This window comes from Streptomyces thermoalcalitolerans (genome assembly GCF_039525155.1).
In the GTDB taxonomy this organism is placed as follows: Bacteria; Actinomycetota; Actinomycetes; order Streptomycetales; family Streptomycetaceae; genus Streptomyces; species Streptomyces thermovulgaris.
The window spans coordinates 118,448-131,087 of record NZ_BAAAHG010000001.1; the positions used below are offsets into that span (position 1 = coordinate 118,448).

The 12,640-nt window shown below is 72.2% G+C and carries 7 protein-coding genes; all 7 read left to right on the top strand.

Annotated elements, in window-relative coordinates:
* Window positions 1-150 precede the first annotated feature (150 nt).
* Window positions 151-6,357: an amino acid adenylation domain-containing protein gene (locus tag ABD224_RS00510; protein WP_344045439.1), complete on the top strand. Its 6,207-nt coding sequence runs from the start codon at window positions 151-153 to the stop codon at window positions 6,355-6,357.
* A 57-nt stretch (window positions 6,358-6,414) separates the two neighbouring features.
* Complete coding sequence (locus ABD224_RS00515; RefSeq protein ID WP_344045441.1) at window positions 6,415-6,870, top strand: RidA family protein; 456 nt, start codon at window positions 6,415-6,417, stop codon at window positions 6,868-6,870.
* Window positions 6,867-7,742, top strand: coding sequence for an alpha/beta hydrolase (locus ABD224_RS00520; RefSeq protein ID WP_344045443.1), 876 nt, complete (start codon window positions 6,867-6,869; stop codon window positions 7,740-7,742). The genes ABD224_RS00515 and ABD224_RS00520 overlap by 4 nt, the downstream gene beginning before the upstream one ends.
* Window positions 7,739-8,998, top strand: a complete 1,260-nt coding sequence (locus ABD224_RS00525; protein WP_344045445.1) for an MFS transporter — start codon at window positions 7,739-7,741, stop codon at window positions 8,996-8,998. The genes ABD224_RS00520 and ABD224_RS00525 overlap by 4 nt, the downstream gene beginning before the upstream one ends.
* Window positions 8,995-10,905: a non-ribosomal peptide synthetase gene (locus ABD224_RS00530; RefSeq protein WP_344045447.1), complete on the top strand. Its 1,911-nt coding sequence runs from the start codon at window positions 8,995-8,997 to the stop codon at window positions 10,903-10,905. Before ABD224_RS00525 ends, ABD224_RS00530 begins: the two co-directional genes overlap by 4 nt.
* 213 nt (window positions 10,906-11,118) lie before the next feature.
* Window positions 11,119-11,838, top strand: coding sequence for a guanitoxin biosynthesis heme-dependent pre-guanitoxin N-hydroxylase GntA (gene gntA, locus ABD224_RS00535; RefSeq protein ID WP_344045449.1), 720 nt, complete (start codon window positions 11,119-11,121; stop codon window positions 11,836-11,838).
* The gene (locus tag ABD224_RS00540; protein WP_344045451.1) at window positions 11,835-12,548 is read left to right on the top strand and encodes an MOSC domain-containing protein; all 714 of its coding nucleotides are present in this window, start codon (window positions 11,835-11,837) and stop codon (window positions 12,546-12,548) included. The genes gntA and ABD224_RS00540 overlap by 4 nt, the downstream gene beginning before the upstream one ends.
* Window positions 12,549-12,640 lie beyond the last annotated feature (92 nt).

Sequence of the window (12,640 nt, forward strand, 5' to 3'; positions counted from 1 at the left end):
GGATCTCCCGCGGCGGGGCGCCGATCCCTTGCAGCTCCAGCACATCCCAGCGCACCCCCATCGCCCGTGCAGAGCACGGCACATCAACGGTCAGGTTTCGTTCCACGTTTGGAGTGCGGTATGGCCGGGGAACCGGACACAGGCGCAAGCATGCTCTCGTACACCCAGGAAAGCCTCTGGCTCTTCCATGAACTCGCCGGCTCCGACGAGCCCGCGTACAACGAATCGGTGGCCTTCGAAACATCCGGCGACCTCGATCCGGACGCGTTGTGCCGCGCCATCCGGGCCACCGTCCTGCGGCACGACGCACTCCGCACGACGTTCCACGAGACCCCCGACGGGCCGCGGGCCACGGTGCACCCCGTCGACGACACCCTCGCGGACAGTACGGCCGTGGTCGACCTGCGCACCCTGCCCGCCGCCGAGGCCCGTCTGAGGGCGGAGGAGGTGCTCGCCGAGCACCACCGGCGGCCGTTCGACCTGGGCACGGCTCCCCTGCTGCGGGCGGTCGTGGCGGCGCTGCCCGGCGGCCTCTGGCTTCTCGGCCTGACGGCTCACCACATCGTCATCGACGACTGGAGCCTCCGCCTGGTCCTGGACGAGATCGCGGAGAACTACCGCACCCTGGTGGCCACCGGACGCCTGCCGCAGCGGCCCGTCTCCGGTGCCGCGTTCCGTGCCTTCGTCGCGGAGAGCCGGTCGGAGGCCGCGGCCGAGAAGCAGGCGGCCGCCGTCGAGCGCTGGCGCCGGTCGCTGGCCGATGCCCCGGAACTGCTCGGCATGCCGCTGGACCGCCCACGACCCGCGGTGCAGACCTTCCGCGGCGACAGCACGGTCATCACCGTGCCCGGCGCGGACGTCGAACCGCTGCTGAAGGAATGCGCCCGCAGCTGCCGCAGCACCGCGTTCCCGGTGTTCCTCGCCGCCTATGCGCTGCTGCTGCACCGCTACACCCGTCAGGAGGGTTTCGTCATCGGCACCACGGTGCTGAACAGGCCGGGCGCCGATGACCTGGAACAGGTCGGCTGCTACGTCAACACCCTGCCCCTGTTCGTGCCGGTGGACCCGGACGACACCTTCCGCACCGTGCTGTCCGGCGCCCAGAAGGCCGCCGAGCGTCTGCTGGACGACGGCGACGCGCCGTATCCGAAGATCGTCGAGGCGCTCGGGGCCAGGCGGGCACAGAACCACAACCCGGTCTTCCAGACCATGCTCACACTGCTCGACGGCCGTCCCTCGCTCGACCTCGGACCGGAACTGGTCTGCCGGTACCACCCCGTCCGCCGGACCGCCGCCAAGTTCGACCTGATGCTGTACGTCAACCGGGCCGACGACACGTACGAGTTCGAGCTCGAGTTCAACACGGACCTGTTCACCCGGGACACCGCGGAGCGGATCCTGCGCAACTACGCGCGGCTGCTGGCCTCGCTGGCCGACGCCGGCGTCGACGCACCGGTGGGCACGGTGCCGATGATCCGCGACGAGGAGCGGGAGCTGATCCTCGGCGACTGGAACGACACGCGGGTCGCCCACCCGGACGGTACGGTCGTCGACGTCATCGAGGAGCAGGTCCGGCGCAGCCCCGGCAGTCTGGCCGTCGAGTTCGAGGGCACGACGTACACGTACGACGAGCTGAACCGGCGGGCCAACCAGGTGGCGCACCGCATCCGCGCCCTCCTGAAGGAGACCGGGGCCGGTCCCTTCGTCGGGGTGTTCATGGAGCGCTCCGCGGAGATGGTGATCGCGCTGCTCGCCATCGTCAAGGCGGGCTACGCGTACGTGCCCATCGACCCCGAATACCCGGCCGCCCGGATCGAGTTCATGATCCAGGACGCCGATGTCCCGCTGATCCTCACCCAGGAGCACCACCGCCACACCCTCGACGGCACCACCGCCCGGCTCCTCGTCCTCCCCGACGAGTCCCTGGACCGCGAGGACGACACCGATCCCGTCCGCGACCTGGAGCCCGGCTCCCCCGTGTACATGATCTACACCTCCGGGTCCACGGGGCGGCCCAAGGGCGTGATCAACCGTCATGACGCGCTGGCCAACCGGCTCCACTGGATGCAGTCCGCCTTCCCGCTGACCGGCGGTGCCGGAGGGGACCGGGTGCTCCAGAAGACCCCGTACAGCTTCGACGTCTCGGTGTGGGAGTTCTTCTGGCCACTGATGACCGGGGCCGCCATCGTCGTGGCCCGGCCCGGCGGACACCGCGACCCCGACTGCCTCAAGGAGGTCATCCGGTCCCGGGCCGTCACGACCGTGCACTTCGTCCCCTCGATGCTGAACGTGTTCCTGGAGGCGGAGGAACTCGCCCAGTACTGCGGCTCGCTCAAGCGGGTCGTCTGCAGCGGCGAGGCACTCCCCCGCAAGACCATCGAGGTCTTCTCCGCCACGCTCCCCTTCTGCGAACTGCACAACCTGTACGGCCCGACCGAGGCCGCGATCGACGTCTCGCACTGGCCCTGCCGGACCGACTACCCGGGAGATCTCGTCCCCATCGGCAGGCCCATCCACAATGTGCGGCTGTACGTCCTGGACCGGAACCTGCAGCTTCAGCCGATCGGCGTTCCCGGGGAGCTGTGCATCGGCGGCGTCGCCGTGGCGACCGGGTACCACCGGCGCGACGACCTCAACGCCAAGGTGTTCCTCTCCGACCCCTACGGGACGGCTCCGGGAGCCCGTCTCTACCGCACCGGCGACCTGGCCCGCTTCCTGCCGGACGGTCAGATCCAGTACCTGGGACGCATCGACAACCAGGTCAAACTGCGCGGTCTGCGGATCGAGCCCGACGAGATCGCCGCGGTCATGCGCGACCTGCCCCACGTCCAGGACGCGGCCGTCGTCGTGGACACCTCCGGTCCCACGCAGGCGCTGGCCGCCTATGTCGTGAGCACCGCGTTCGACCCCGACGACCTGCGGGCCCGGCTGCACAAGCTGCTGCCCGAGTTCCTCGTCCCGCAGTACATCGTCGAGGTCCCGCAGCTGCCCACCACTCCCAACGGCAAGCTGGACCGGCGTGCCCTGCCCTCACCGGCGGCCCACGCGGCCCCGGCCGACCGGGCCGGCCGCCCGCCCGCCACGGCCGCCGAGCGGGACGTGGCCCATGCCTGGCAGGAGGTCCTCGGGCTCCGGGCGCCGGTCGGCGCGGACAGCAACTTCTTCGCCCTCGGCGGGGACTCGATCATGGCGTTGCGCGTCAGTTCCCGGCTGCGCGCGGCCGGATACGCGGTCAATCTGCGCGATGTGTTCACCCACACCACGGTCGCGGAGCTCGCCGCCTCGCTGAGGCGCGGGGACCCGGCGTCGCCCGAGCCGGCCGCCACCGAGGCGTTCGGCCTGCTGACGGACGACGACAAGGCGGCGCTCCCCGCGGAGGCGGAGGACGCCTGGCCGCTGACGAAGCTCCAGTCGGGCATGATCTACCACTCGCTGCTCGACGAGGACTCCCCCGTCTACCACGACATCTTCGACTACGAGTTCACCGGTGTGGCCGATCCGGCCGACCTGGCCCGCGCCGTGCGTCAGACCGTGGCACACCACGCCCAGCTGCGCTCCTGCTTCGACCTGGAGCGCTACAGCGAGCCGCTCCAGGTCGTGCTCCGCCCGGACGCGCCCGGCGCCGCGCCGTCCCTGGAGGTCGTGGACCTCACCAATCTGCCCTCCGACGCACAGGACCGGGCGATCGAGGAGTGGATCGACGCCGAGAAGCGCCGCCCGCTGGACCTCGCCAGGCCGCCCCTGCGCTTTTGCGCCCACGTCCGGGGCAACGGCCGTGTCAACCTGGCGTTCTCCTTCCACCACCTGATCCTGGACGGGTGGAGCGTCGCCCTGGTCGTCGAGGAGATCCGGCGCCGCTGCGCCGGGCTCCCGGCCGGCCGGACGGCGGGCGCCGCCCCGGAACCCCGCTACGGCACCTATGTGGCGCTGGAGCGCGAGAGCGCCGGGCGCCCGGCGGAGCAGGAGGCCTGGCGCGGGCTGCTCGACGGCTTCTCCCCGACGCTGCTGGCGGACCGCCTCGGCTCCACGGCGCCGGGGACGATCGAGACCGCGGTGCTGGAGCGGGTCGTTCCGGCGGAGCTGGAGGAGCGGCTGCGGCTGCGCGCCGCGGCCCTCGGGCTCCCGCTCAAGTCGCTCTATCTGGCCGCGCACTGTGCGGCCCTGGCGGCCCTGACCGGCAGGTCGCGCGTGATCACCGGGCTGGTCGGCAACGGCCGTCCGGACGTGCCCGGCGGCAGCGAGATGGTCGGCCTGTTCCTGAACACCCTCCCGCTGCCCGTCGAGGTGCGCGAGGCGGACGACGCCAAGCTGCCGGTCTCGGTCTTCGAGCGCGAGCGGGAACTCGTCCCGCTCCAGCGGCTCCCCCTCGCCGACATCGAGCGGCAGCGGGGCGGGGCGCTCTTCGACGTGGTCTTCAACTACACCGACTTCCACTCCTACGCGGCGGCCGGTGACACCGACGCCGCCACGCGGGGCACGGTGTCGATCGAGAGCGCCCGGTACTTCGAGGTCACCAGCTTCCCGATGACCGTCCATGTGCACCGGGACCACTTCGCCGGCGCGACGCAGCTCGCCGTGTCCCACGACCGGGGGCGGATCACGGCCTCCACCGTGGAGCAGTTCCTGGGCGAACTCCTCGCCGCCCTGGAACGGTACGCGGGAGAAGAAGCCTCCGACGGCGGCCGGGACGCCGCGGAGCGTGCCGTCGCCGCGGTCATCGCGAAGGCGGTCGGCCGCGAGACGCTCGGGGCGGAGGAGAACTACCTCGACGCCGGCGTGGACTCGATCAGCTCCATCCGCATCCTCGCCAAGCTGCGCAAGCAGTTCCCCGGTGCCGCACTGCGCGACGTGATGGAGGCACGCACGGTCCGGGCCCTGGTCCGCAGGCTGGCAACGCGGACGCCCGAGTCCGGGACCACGGAGTCGACGGGCAGCACCGGGGAATCCCCGGACACCTCGCCCGACGGGCTTCCCCCGGGAGTCGTCGACGCCTATCCCCTCACCGCCACCCAGCTCCGGATGATCCAGGCGACGCGGCGGGACCCCGCCCAGTCCGCCTACCACGACGTCTTCGCCTACTCCGTCGCGCTGCCGCTCGACGCCTCCCGGCTGCGCGCCGCGCTGCGGCGGATGATCGCGTCCTGCGAGACGCTGCGCGCCGCCGTCGACCTGGCGTCCCCCGTTCCCCGGCAGCTCGTGTACGCCTCGGTCGAGCCCGATCTCACCGTGGTCGACGCCGTGGACGACCCCGCGGCGGCCGACGAGTGGTTCGAGCAGGAACGCGGTTCGGGCTTCCGCTGGGAGCGGCCCGGCCTCATCAGGTTCGCGGCGCACCGCACCGCGGCGGACCGCTTCGTGCTCTCGCTGAGCTTCCATCACGCGGTCATCGACGGCTGGAGCCTCTCCCTCCTCGTCCGGGACCTCCTCCTGTCGTACGCCTCGGACATCGGCGCATCCGGCGCCTCCACCGCCGGTGCCGCAGCAGGAGGCGAGACCGGGCCTGCCCCCTCCGGCGCCAGGGCCGGCTCCTTCCGCGACTACGTCATGGCCGAGACGGCCGCCCGCTCCTCCGCCGAGTCGCGGGCGTTCTGGCACGACGTCCTCGCGGGCCACCCCGGGGCATGGCAGCCCCGCTGCCCGTCCGACGGCGGCTCCCGCTGGGCCGAGGCGACCGTCGTCCTCCCGCCCGACCGGGAGGCCCGGCTGCGCGAGGTCGCGCGTCGCACCGGGCACCCGCTCAAGCACCTCCTGCTCGCCGCGCATCTGCGGGTGCTGGCCCTGGCCACGGGCGAGCCCGACGTGCTGACCGGGGTGTTCACCCACGGCCGCCCCGAGACCGACGACGCGCAGGAACTGGTCGGGATGTTCCTCAACTTCCAGCCGCACCGGGTCCGGATCGAGGACCAGACATGGCCCCAGCTCATCGAGCAGGTGTTCCGGTTCGAGATGCGTGCGCTCGCCCACCGCCGCTGCGCCGCGGCCGGCGACGGCCCGGACGAATGGCCCCGCTACTCCGCGCTGTTCAACTACACGGACTTCCCCGCGTATGCGGACGCAGTCCACTCCGGCGGGCACCTCACCGGTGTCCGGTGGTTCGAGCACACCGACGCGCCGTTCCTCGCGACCGTGGGCCGTGACCCGAACCGTTCCACGCTGGAGATCACCCTCAACGCCGACGGCAGGCTCCTGCCGCAGGGCGTGGTGGACGACCTGGCGCGCCTGTACGAGGCCGTCCTGGCGCAGATCGCCGAGAACCCCGACGGCTCCGTCCGCGACACCACCGACCGGATCACGACGTGTGTGGACGCCCTCGCCCACGCCGGAACCCGTCCGCTCGAACAGAGCCCGTCCGCCTGACCGAAGCCCGCCCGCCCGAACGGAACCCGTCCATCCGAAAGGGAACAGAGAACCTTCGTGAAGACCTTCCGAAATCCCCGGGGGATCGCGGCACCGCTCGCCACGTACTCGCATCAGGCCGAGATCACCGGTCCGGTCCGGTGGCTCGTGCTCTCCGGCCAGATCGGCATGACCCCCGCCGGTGAGATCCCCGAGGACCCGATCGAGCAGCTCGGCATCGCGCTGGACAACCTCACGGCCAATCTCGAGGCGGCCGGGATGCGCCAGGAGGACCTGGTCAAGCTGACGTTCTGCTTCGCCGGCGAGGTCGACCTCCAGCGCCGGCGCCGGCTGCTGAGCGAGTGGCTGGGCGATCTGCGCCCCTGCATGACCGTCATGACGGTGGCCGCACTGGCCACCCCCGCGCTGCGCGTCGAGGTCGAGGCGCTCGCCTGCACCGAGGACAACCCGGCGCCACAGGACAACCCGGCGCCACAGGACATCCCGGCGTCACAGAGGAGGGAACAGCAGTGATTGCCCAGACCGCCCTGGAGGGCGTGCACACCTTCGAGCAGCCGGACGGCTATGTCACGCACTACCGGCTCTGGGGCGCCGAGAGCGCCGCGGACCTCGTGGTGATGCTGCACGGCGGCATGAGTCACGCGGGCTGGCAGGCACCGCTCGGCACCCGGCTCGCCGGACTCGGCGACGACATCGCCTTCCTCGCCGTCGACCTGCGCGGCTCGGGACTCAACGCAGGCCGCGGCCACATCCCGAACGGCGACCTGGCCGTCCAGGACATCGCGCTGCTGCTGCGCGGCCTCAAGGAGGCCCGTCCCGGCGCCCGTGTCCATCTGGCCGGCTGGTGCTTCGGCGCCCAGGTGGCGACGGTCGTCGCGGCCGAACTCGCCGACCGCGGGATCCTCACGAGCCTGCTCATGGTCTGCCCCGGCTTCTTCTTCAACGACCGCTACTCCGACGTGCTGGACCGCTCGATCGACGCCGCCCTGGGGGTCGTCGAGGAGCTCGGCATCACCGTCGAGCCGACGCGTCCCTTCATCAGGGTGCCGCTGCGTCCGGCCGACTTCACCGACCGTGCGGAGTGGCTCGCGGCCATCGAGGACGACAAGCTGAAGCTCTCCCATGTGACGGTCGGCACGATCGACTCCTGGGAGGCCATCGCCGTCAAGTCGGAGACGGACTACGGGCGCATCGGGTCGCTGCCGGTACGGGCGGTGTTCGGCACCCGGGACAGGCTGGTCGACAACGACCGCGTGCGCGCCTTCCTCCGGAGCCGTCCCGACCTGGAGACGCACGACCTCGACGCCGGTCATGCCGTCCACTTCGAGGAGACGGACGCCCTCGCACGCCTGGTCGCGGGCTTCGTGGCCGAGTCGAAGCGATGACCTCGGGAATCGCGCGCTACCGCACGGTCCTGTCGGTCCCGGGAGCGTGGGGGTTCTTCCTTCCCGGCATGCTCGCCAGGTTCCCGCTGGGCATGACCGGTCTCAGCATCCTGCTCTTCGTCTCCGCGACACGGGACGACTACGGCACCGCGGGTGCGCTGTCGGCCGTCTCCGCGGTCGGGTACGCGGTGGCCGCGCCTCAACTGGCGCGCGTGGCCGACCGGGTGGGGCAGTACAAGGTCCTGCTCTGCTGCGCGGCGCTGTGCGCGGCCGGCGGCGGCGCGTTCGTCGTGAGCACGTTGAACGACGGGACACCGCTGTGGGTCCTGTTCGTCACGGCGGCGCTGACGGGTGCGGCGACCCCCGCGTTCGGCTCGATGGTGCGGGCACGCTGGAGCGGGCTGCTGGAGGGCTCGTCCCTGAAGGGGACGGCCTTCGCCCTGGAGTCCCTGGTCGACGAGATCGTCTTCATCGTCGGCCCGGTCGTCGCCACCTCGCTCGCCGTCGGGGTGAGCCCGGCCGCGGGCCTCGTCTGCGCGCTGGCCCTGGTGTGCGGCGGCAGTGTCCTGCTCTCGCTCAGCCGGCGCACGGAGCCGCAGCGCAAGCCCGGCCCCAGGGCCGGGAAGAGCGCCCTGTTCCTGGGACCGGTGGCCCTCGTGGGGGCGCTGAACCTGTGCTTCGGCGGCATGTGGGGCTCGATCGACGTGGCCACCGTGGCGTTCTCCGACGAGAAGCACCAGCCCTTCATGGCAGGGGTCCTGCTGGGGATCTACGCGATCGGCAGTTCCGTGGCGGGAGTGGCGTACGGGGCGCGGGAGTGGTCGGCTCCGCTGCCGCGGATCCTGTGGGTCTCGGCTTTGATCATGGCGGCCGGGATCCTGCCGATGCTCGTGGTCCACCACGTCGCCGGAGCCGGTCTTGTGCTTCTGCTGGCGGGGGCGAGCTCCAGTCCCGCCATGATCGTCGCCATGATGCTGGTCGTGGACGGCGTGCCCGCCTCCCACCGCACGGAGGCGCTGGCCTGGCAGTCCACGGCTCTCTGGCTCGGGGTGTCCATCGGCTCCTCGATGAGCGGCCACCTCGTGGACTTCCAGGGCTCGCAGGCCGCCTACGCCTTCGCGGCCCTCTGCGGCGGCGCCGGCTTCCTGGTCGCCCTGGCCGGCGGCCGGCGGCTGCGGCCGGCACCGGCCGAACCCGCGGATGCCCCGGCCCCTGATGACCGTCCGAATCTCCCTACTGAGTCAGGTACGCGATGACTTCCCTCAGCATCACCCGTCCTCCTGCCCCTGCCGCCTCTCTCCCCTGGGTGGCCGACCGGATCGCCGCGACGGCCGAGCACCCGGACCCGGCGGTCCGCGAGCGCGTCGCCCTGCGGACCGCCGACACGACCGTCACCTACGCCGAGTTGTGGGAGCGTGTGCAGAAGGCCGCCGGCGAGTTGTCGGCACTCGGAGTCGGCGTCGGTGACGTCGTCGGGCTGAGGCTGCCCTCCGGCCCCGGCGCGGTCGTCGCCATGCTGGCGTGCTGGCACGCCGGCGCCGCCTTCCTGCCCATGGACGCCGCCGCCCCCGATGTGTACCGCGACCGGCTGCTGAGCCGTTCGGGCGCCCGGGCCGTCGTCGAGGCCGACGGCCCCCGGGCACTCGCGGACACGGTCTCCTCCCCGCGTGCGGTGACCGGCGGCCCCCAGGACCGGGCGGCCTATGTCATCTACACCTCGGGGTCGACCGGCACCCCCAAGGGAGTGCTCGTCGGCCAGGACGCCCTCGCCGACCACACCGCCGGCATCGGCGACCTCCTCGAACTGCGCGACACCGACACCGTGCTCCAGTTCGCGGGGCTCGGCTTCGACGTCGCCCAGGAGGAGATCTGGCCGACCCTCGCCGTCGGCGGCACGGTGGCCTTCCTGGACTCCGCCGACCGCGCCCTGAGCCCGGCGGAGCTCGCCCGCCGGGTGCGCGACCTGGGGGTGTCGGTGCTCCAGCTCCCCACCGCCTACTGGCGTCTGGTCTGCGCCCAGATGCAGGGAGCGCGGGGCGCCGGCCTCTCCTTCGACGGCGTGCGCACCGTCGTGATCGGCGGCGAGGGGGCGAGCACGAAGGACGTCCATGTGCACCGGAGCGGACCGCTGGGCCACTGCACGCTGGTCAACGGCTATGGGCCGACCGAGACGGTGGTGACCTGCACGGCCTTCGTCCTGCGGGCGAACGAGCCCGTCCCGGCCACGGCCGGGCTGCCCATCGGCGGCCCGGTGGGCGACCGCCGGCTCTACGTCCTCGACACCGACCGGCGTCCGGTCGAGGACGGAAGCCCCGGTGAGCTCTGGGTCGGCGGGAGTCCGCTCGCCCACGGGTACCTCGGCGACCCGGAGCGCACGGCCGAGCGCTTCCGCCCCGACCCGTTCGCCGCGACGGCCGGTGCGCGGATGTACCGCACCGGCGATCTGGTCGTACGCCACCGGGATGGCGCGCTGGAGTTCCTCGGCCGCCTCGACAACCAGGTCAAGGTCCGCGGCTACCGGATCGAACTCGACGAAGTGGACCGGCACTTGATCGCCACACCGGGCGTCACCGCGGCCGCCGCGGTGGCCCTGGACGACGGGACCGGGACCGGCGGGCGCGTCCTGGCCGCCGCGCTCTCGGTGACCGCGGACGGCCCGACGGCCGAGCAGATCCGCGAGGATCTGCGCACACGCCTGCCCTCCCACCTGGTCCCCGGCCTGATACGGGTCCGCGACGCGCTTCCGCTGACCACCTCCGGCAAGATCGACCGCCGTGCCGTGGCAGCGATGCTCGCGGAGGAGTACGCGGGACCCGCGCCGAAGACCACGGCTCAGGAAGCCCCCGCACCCGCGGACGACGCACCCACGCCCGCTGCGACGCCCGCGGCCGGTGCCGGCACCACGGACAAGGCCGGCACGGCGGACGGGGCCGGCACGACGGACGAGGCCGCGGAACTCACTTTGCTCCTCGACCTGGTCCGCACCCTGCTCCGCGCCCCCGACTTCGGCCCCGACGACGACTTCCTGGCCCACGGCGGGGACTCGCTCGTCGCCCTCCGGGTGAGCGGCGCGCTGCGCGAACGCGGGTGGCGCCTGCGGCCGTCGGACCTCCTGACGGCGGGTGACGCACGGTCCGTGGCGACCCGCATCGTGCCGTGCTGAAGGGGAGCGCCGCGCTGAAGGAGAACGAAGGAGAACGAAGGAGAACAAGGAGAGCACGGTGCCGGGGCGACGGGAAGCGACGAGCGGCGACAAGCAGCGCCGCGCGACCGGCCGAAAGGCATGCAGCCGAAAGGCACGCAGCACAACCGCACCGCACAGCACACCGGCCGGCATACCGAGGAAGAGCTCCGAGGGATCTGAGGGAGAGGTCTTATGACAGCCGTATCCGTCCATGACCAGTTGACGGCCTGGATCGAGAGCGAGGAGTTCTCCTGCCTGGGGGCCAAGTCGGCCCTGCACCGCGGGAGCCTGCGCCAAGCCCATGTGGGGGTCATGGGCACCGAGAGCGCGACGACCGCGCTCCACGGCGCCCTCACCGAGTTCGTCTCGCGCGACCTCCACCCCGAGCAGAACTTCGCCACCCTCGTCGCCGTCTTCGAGGGCCCGCTGGGGCTTTCGGAGCCCGAGTTCCACACCCTGCTGTGGAAGCAGCTGTCCGCTCTGCACGCCTTCGACGCCGACCGCGGCTTCGCCTGGGCGGAGGGCGCGGACCCGGATCCGGACTCCCCGAGGTTCGGCTTCAGTGTGGCCGGACACCCGTTCTTCGTCGTGGGCCTGCACGAGAACGCGTCGAGGATCACCCGGCGCTTCCCGTACCCGGCGATGGCGTTCAACTCGCACCACCAGTTCCGCCGGCTGGTGGAGAACGGCGTCTACGCAAAGCTCCAGCACCGCATCCGTGAGCGCGAGATGCGCCTGCAGGGCTCCATCAACCCGAACCTCGCCGAATTCGGCGAGGCGTCCGAGGCGCGTCAGTACTCGGGGATGCCGACGGACGAGCAGTGGCGCTGCCCCTTCGCTCCCCGGACCACCACTCCTCGGACCCCATCGGCCGCGGGCTCCGAGACGACAACACGCCGGTCCGACGCGTGAACGGCTCGCACGACTCGCACGGCCCGCACGGCTCCGTGCTCAGCGTCAACGTCGGCCGGGCCCGCCCGGTGCCCTGCACGGACGCCCCGAGCGGCACGACGGGGATCGACAAGCGGCCGGTGGACGGGCCGGTCCGGGTGGCCCCGGCAGGGCCACCCGGCCTCGCGGGCAGCGGAGTCAGCGGCGACACGGTGTGCGACCTGCGGTTCCACGGCGGCGCCGACCGCGCCGTGTACGCCTTCGCCCGGGAGGACCTGGACGACTGGCAGCGGGAGCTGAACCGGACGCCGGCCAACGGCTCCTTCGGCGAGAACCTGACCACCCTGGGCCTGGACCTCCGCCACGCGCTGATCGGAGAACGCTGGCGGGTCGGCCCCGACGCCGTCCTGGAGGTGACCGGCGGACGCATCCCCTGCCGCACCTTCGCCGGCTGGCTCGGCGAGAAGGGCTGGGTACGCCGCTTCACCCGCGCCGCGTCCCCCGGAGCGATGCTCCGCGTCCTCGAGGCGGGCGACGTCAGCGCGGGCGACCGCATCACCGTCGTGCACCGCCCGGACCACGACGTGACCGTGTCCCGCCTGTTCCGCGCGGTGACCACGGAACGGGAGACGCTGCCCGACGTCCTCGTGGCCGCCCCCTGGATGGAACGCGAACAACTGGAGATCGCCCAGCAGTACACCGCCAAGTACGCCGCGGGCAACGGCCGGTAGCCGCTTCCCCTGTCCTTGGTCTCCCTGTGCCCCGAGCTCCCCGCGTCCGGGTCCCTGCGCCCCTGGGCCACATCCGCCGAGACGGTGAAGGC

Excerpts from the sequence above, each read along its gene's own strand:
- ABD224_RS00530 (WP_344045447.1), top strand. The coding sequence starts at position 8,995 with ATGACTTCCCTCAGCATCACCCGTCCTCCTGCCCCTGCCGCCTCTCTC.
- ABD224_RS00510 (WP_344045439.1), top strand. The coding sequence starts at position 151 with ATGCTCTCGTACACCCAGGAAAGCCTCTGGCTCTTCCATGAACTCGCC.
- gntA (WP_344045449.1), top strand. The coding sequence starts at position 11,119 with ATGACAGCCGTATCCGTCCATGACCAGTTGACGGCCTGGATCGAGAGC.
- ABD224_RS00525 (WP_344045445.1), top strand. The coding sequence starts at position 7,739 with ATGACCTCGGGAATCGCGCGCTACCGCACGGTCCTGTCGGTCCCGGGA.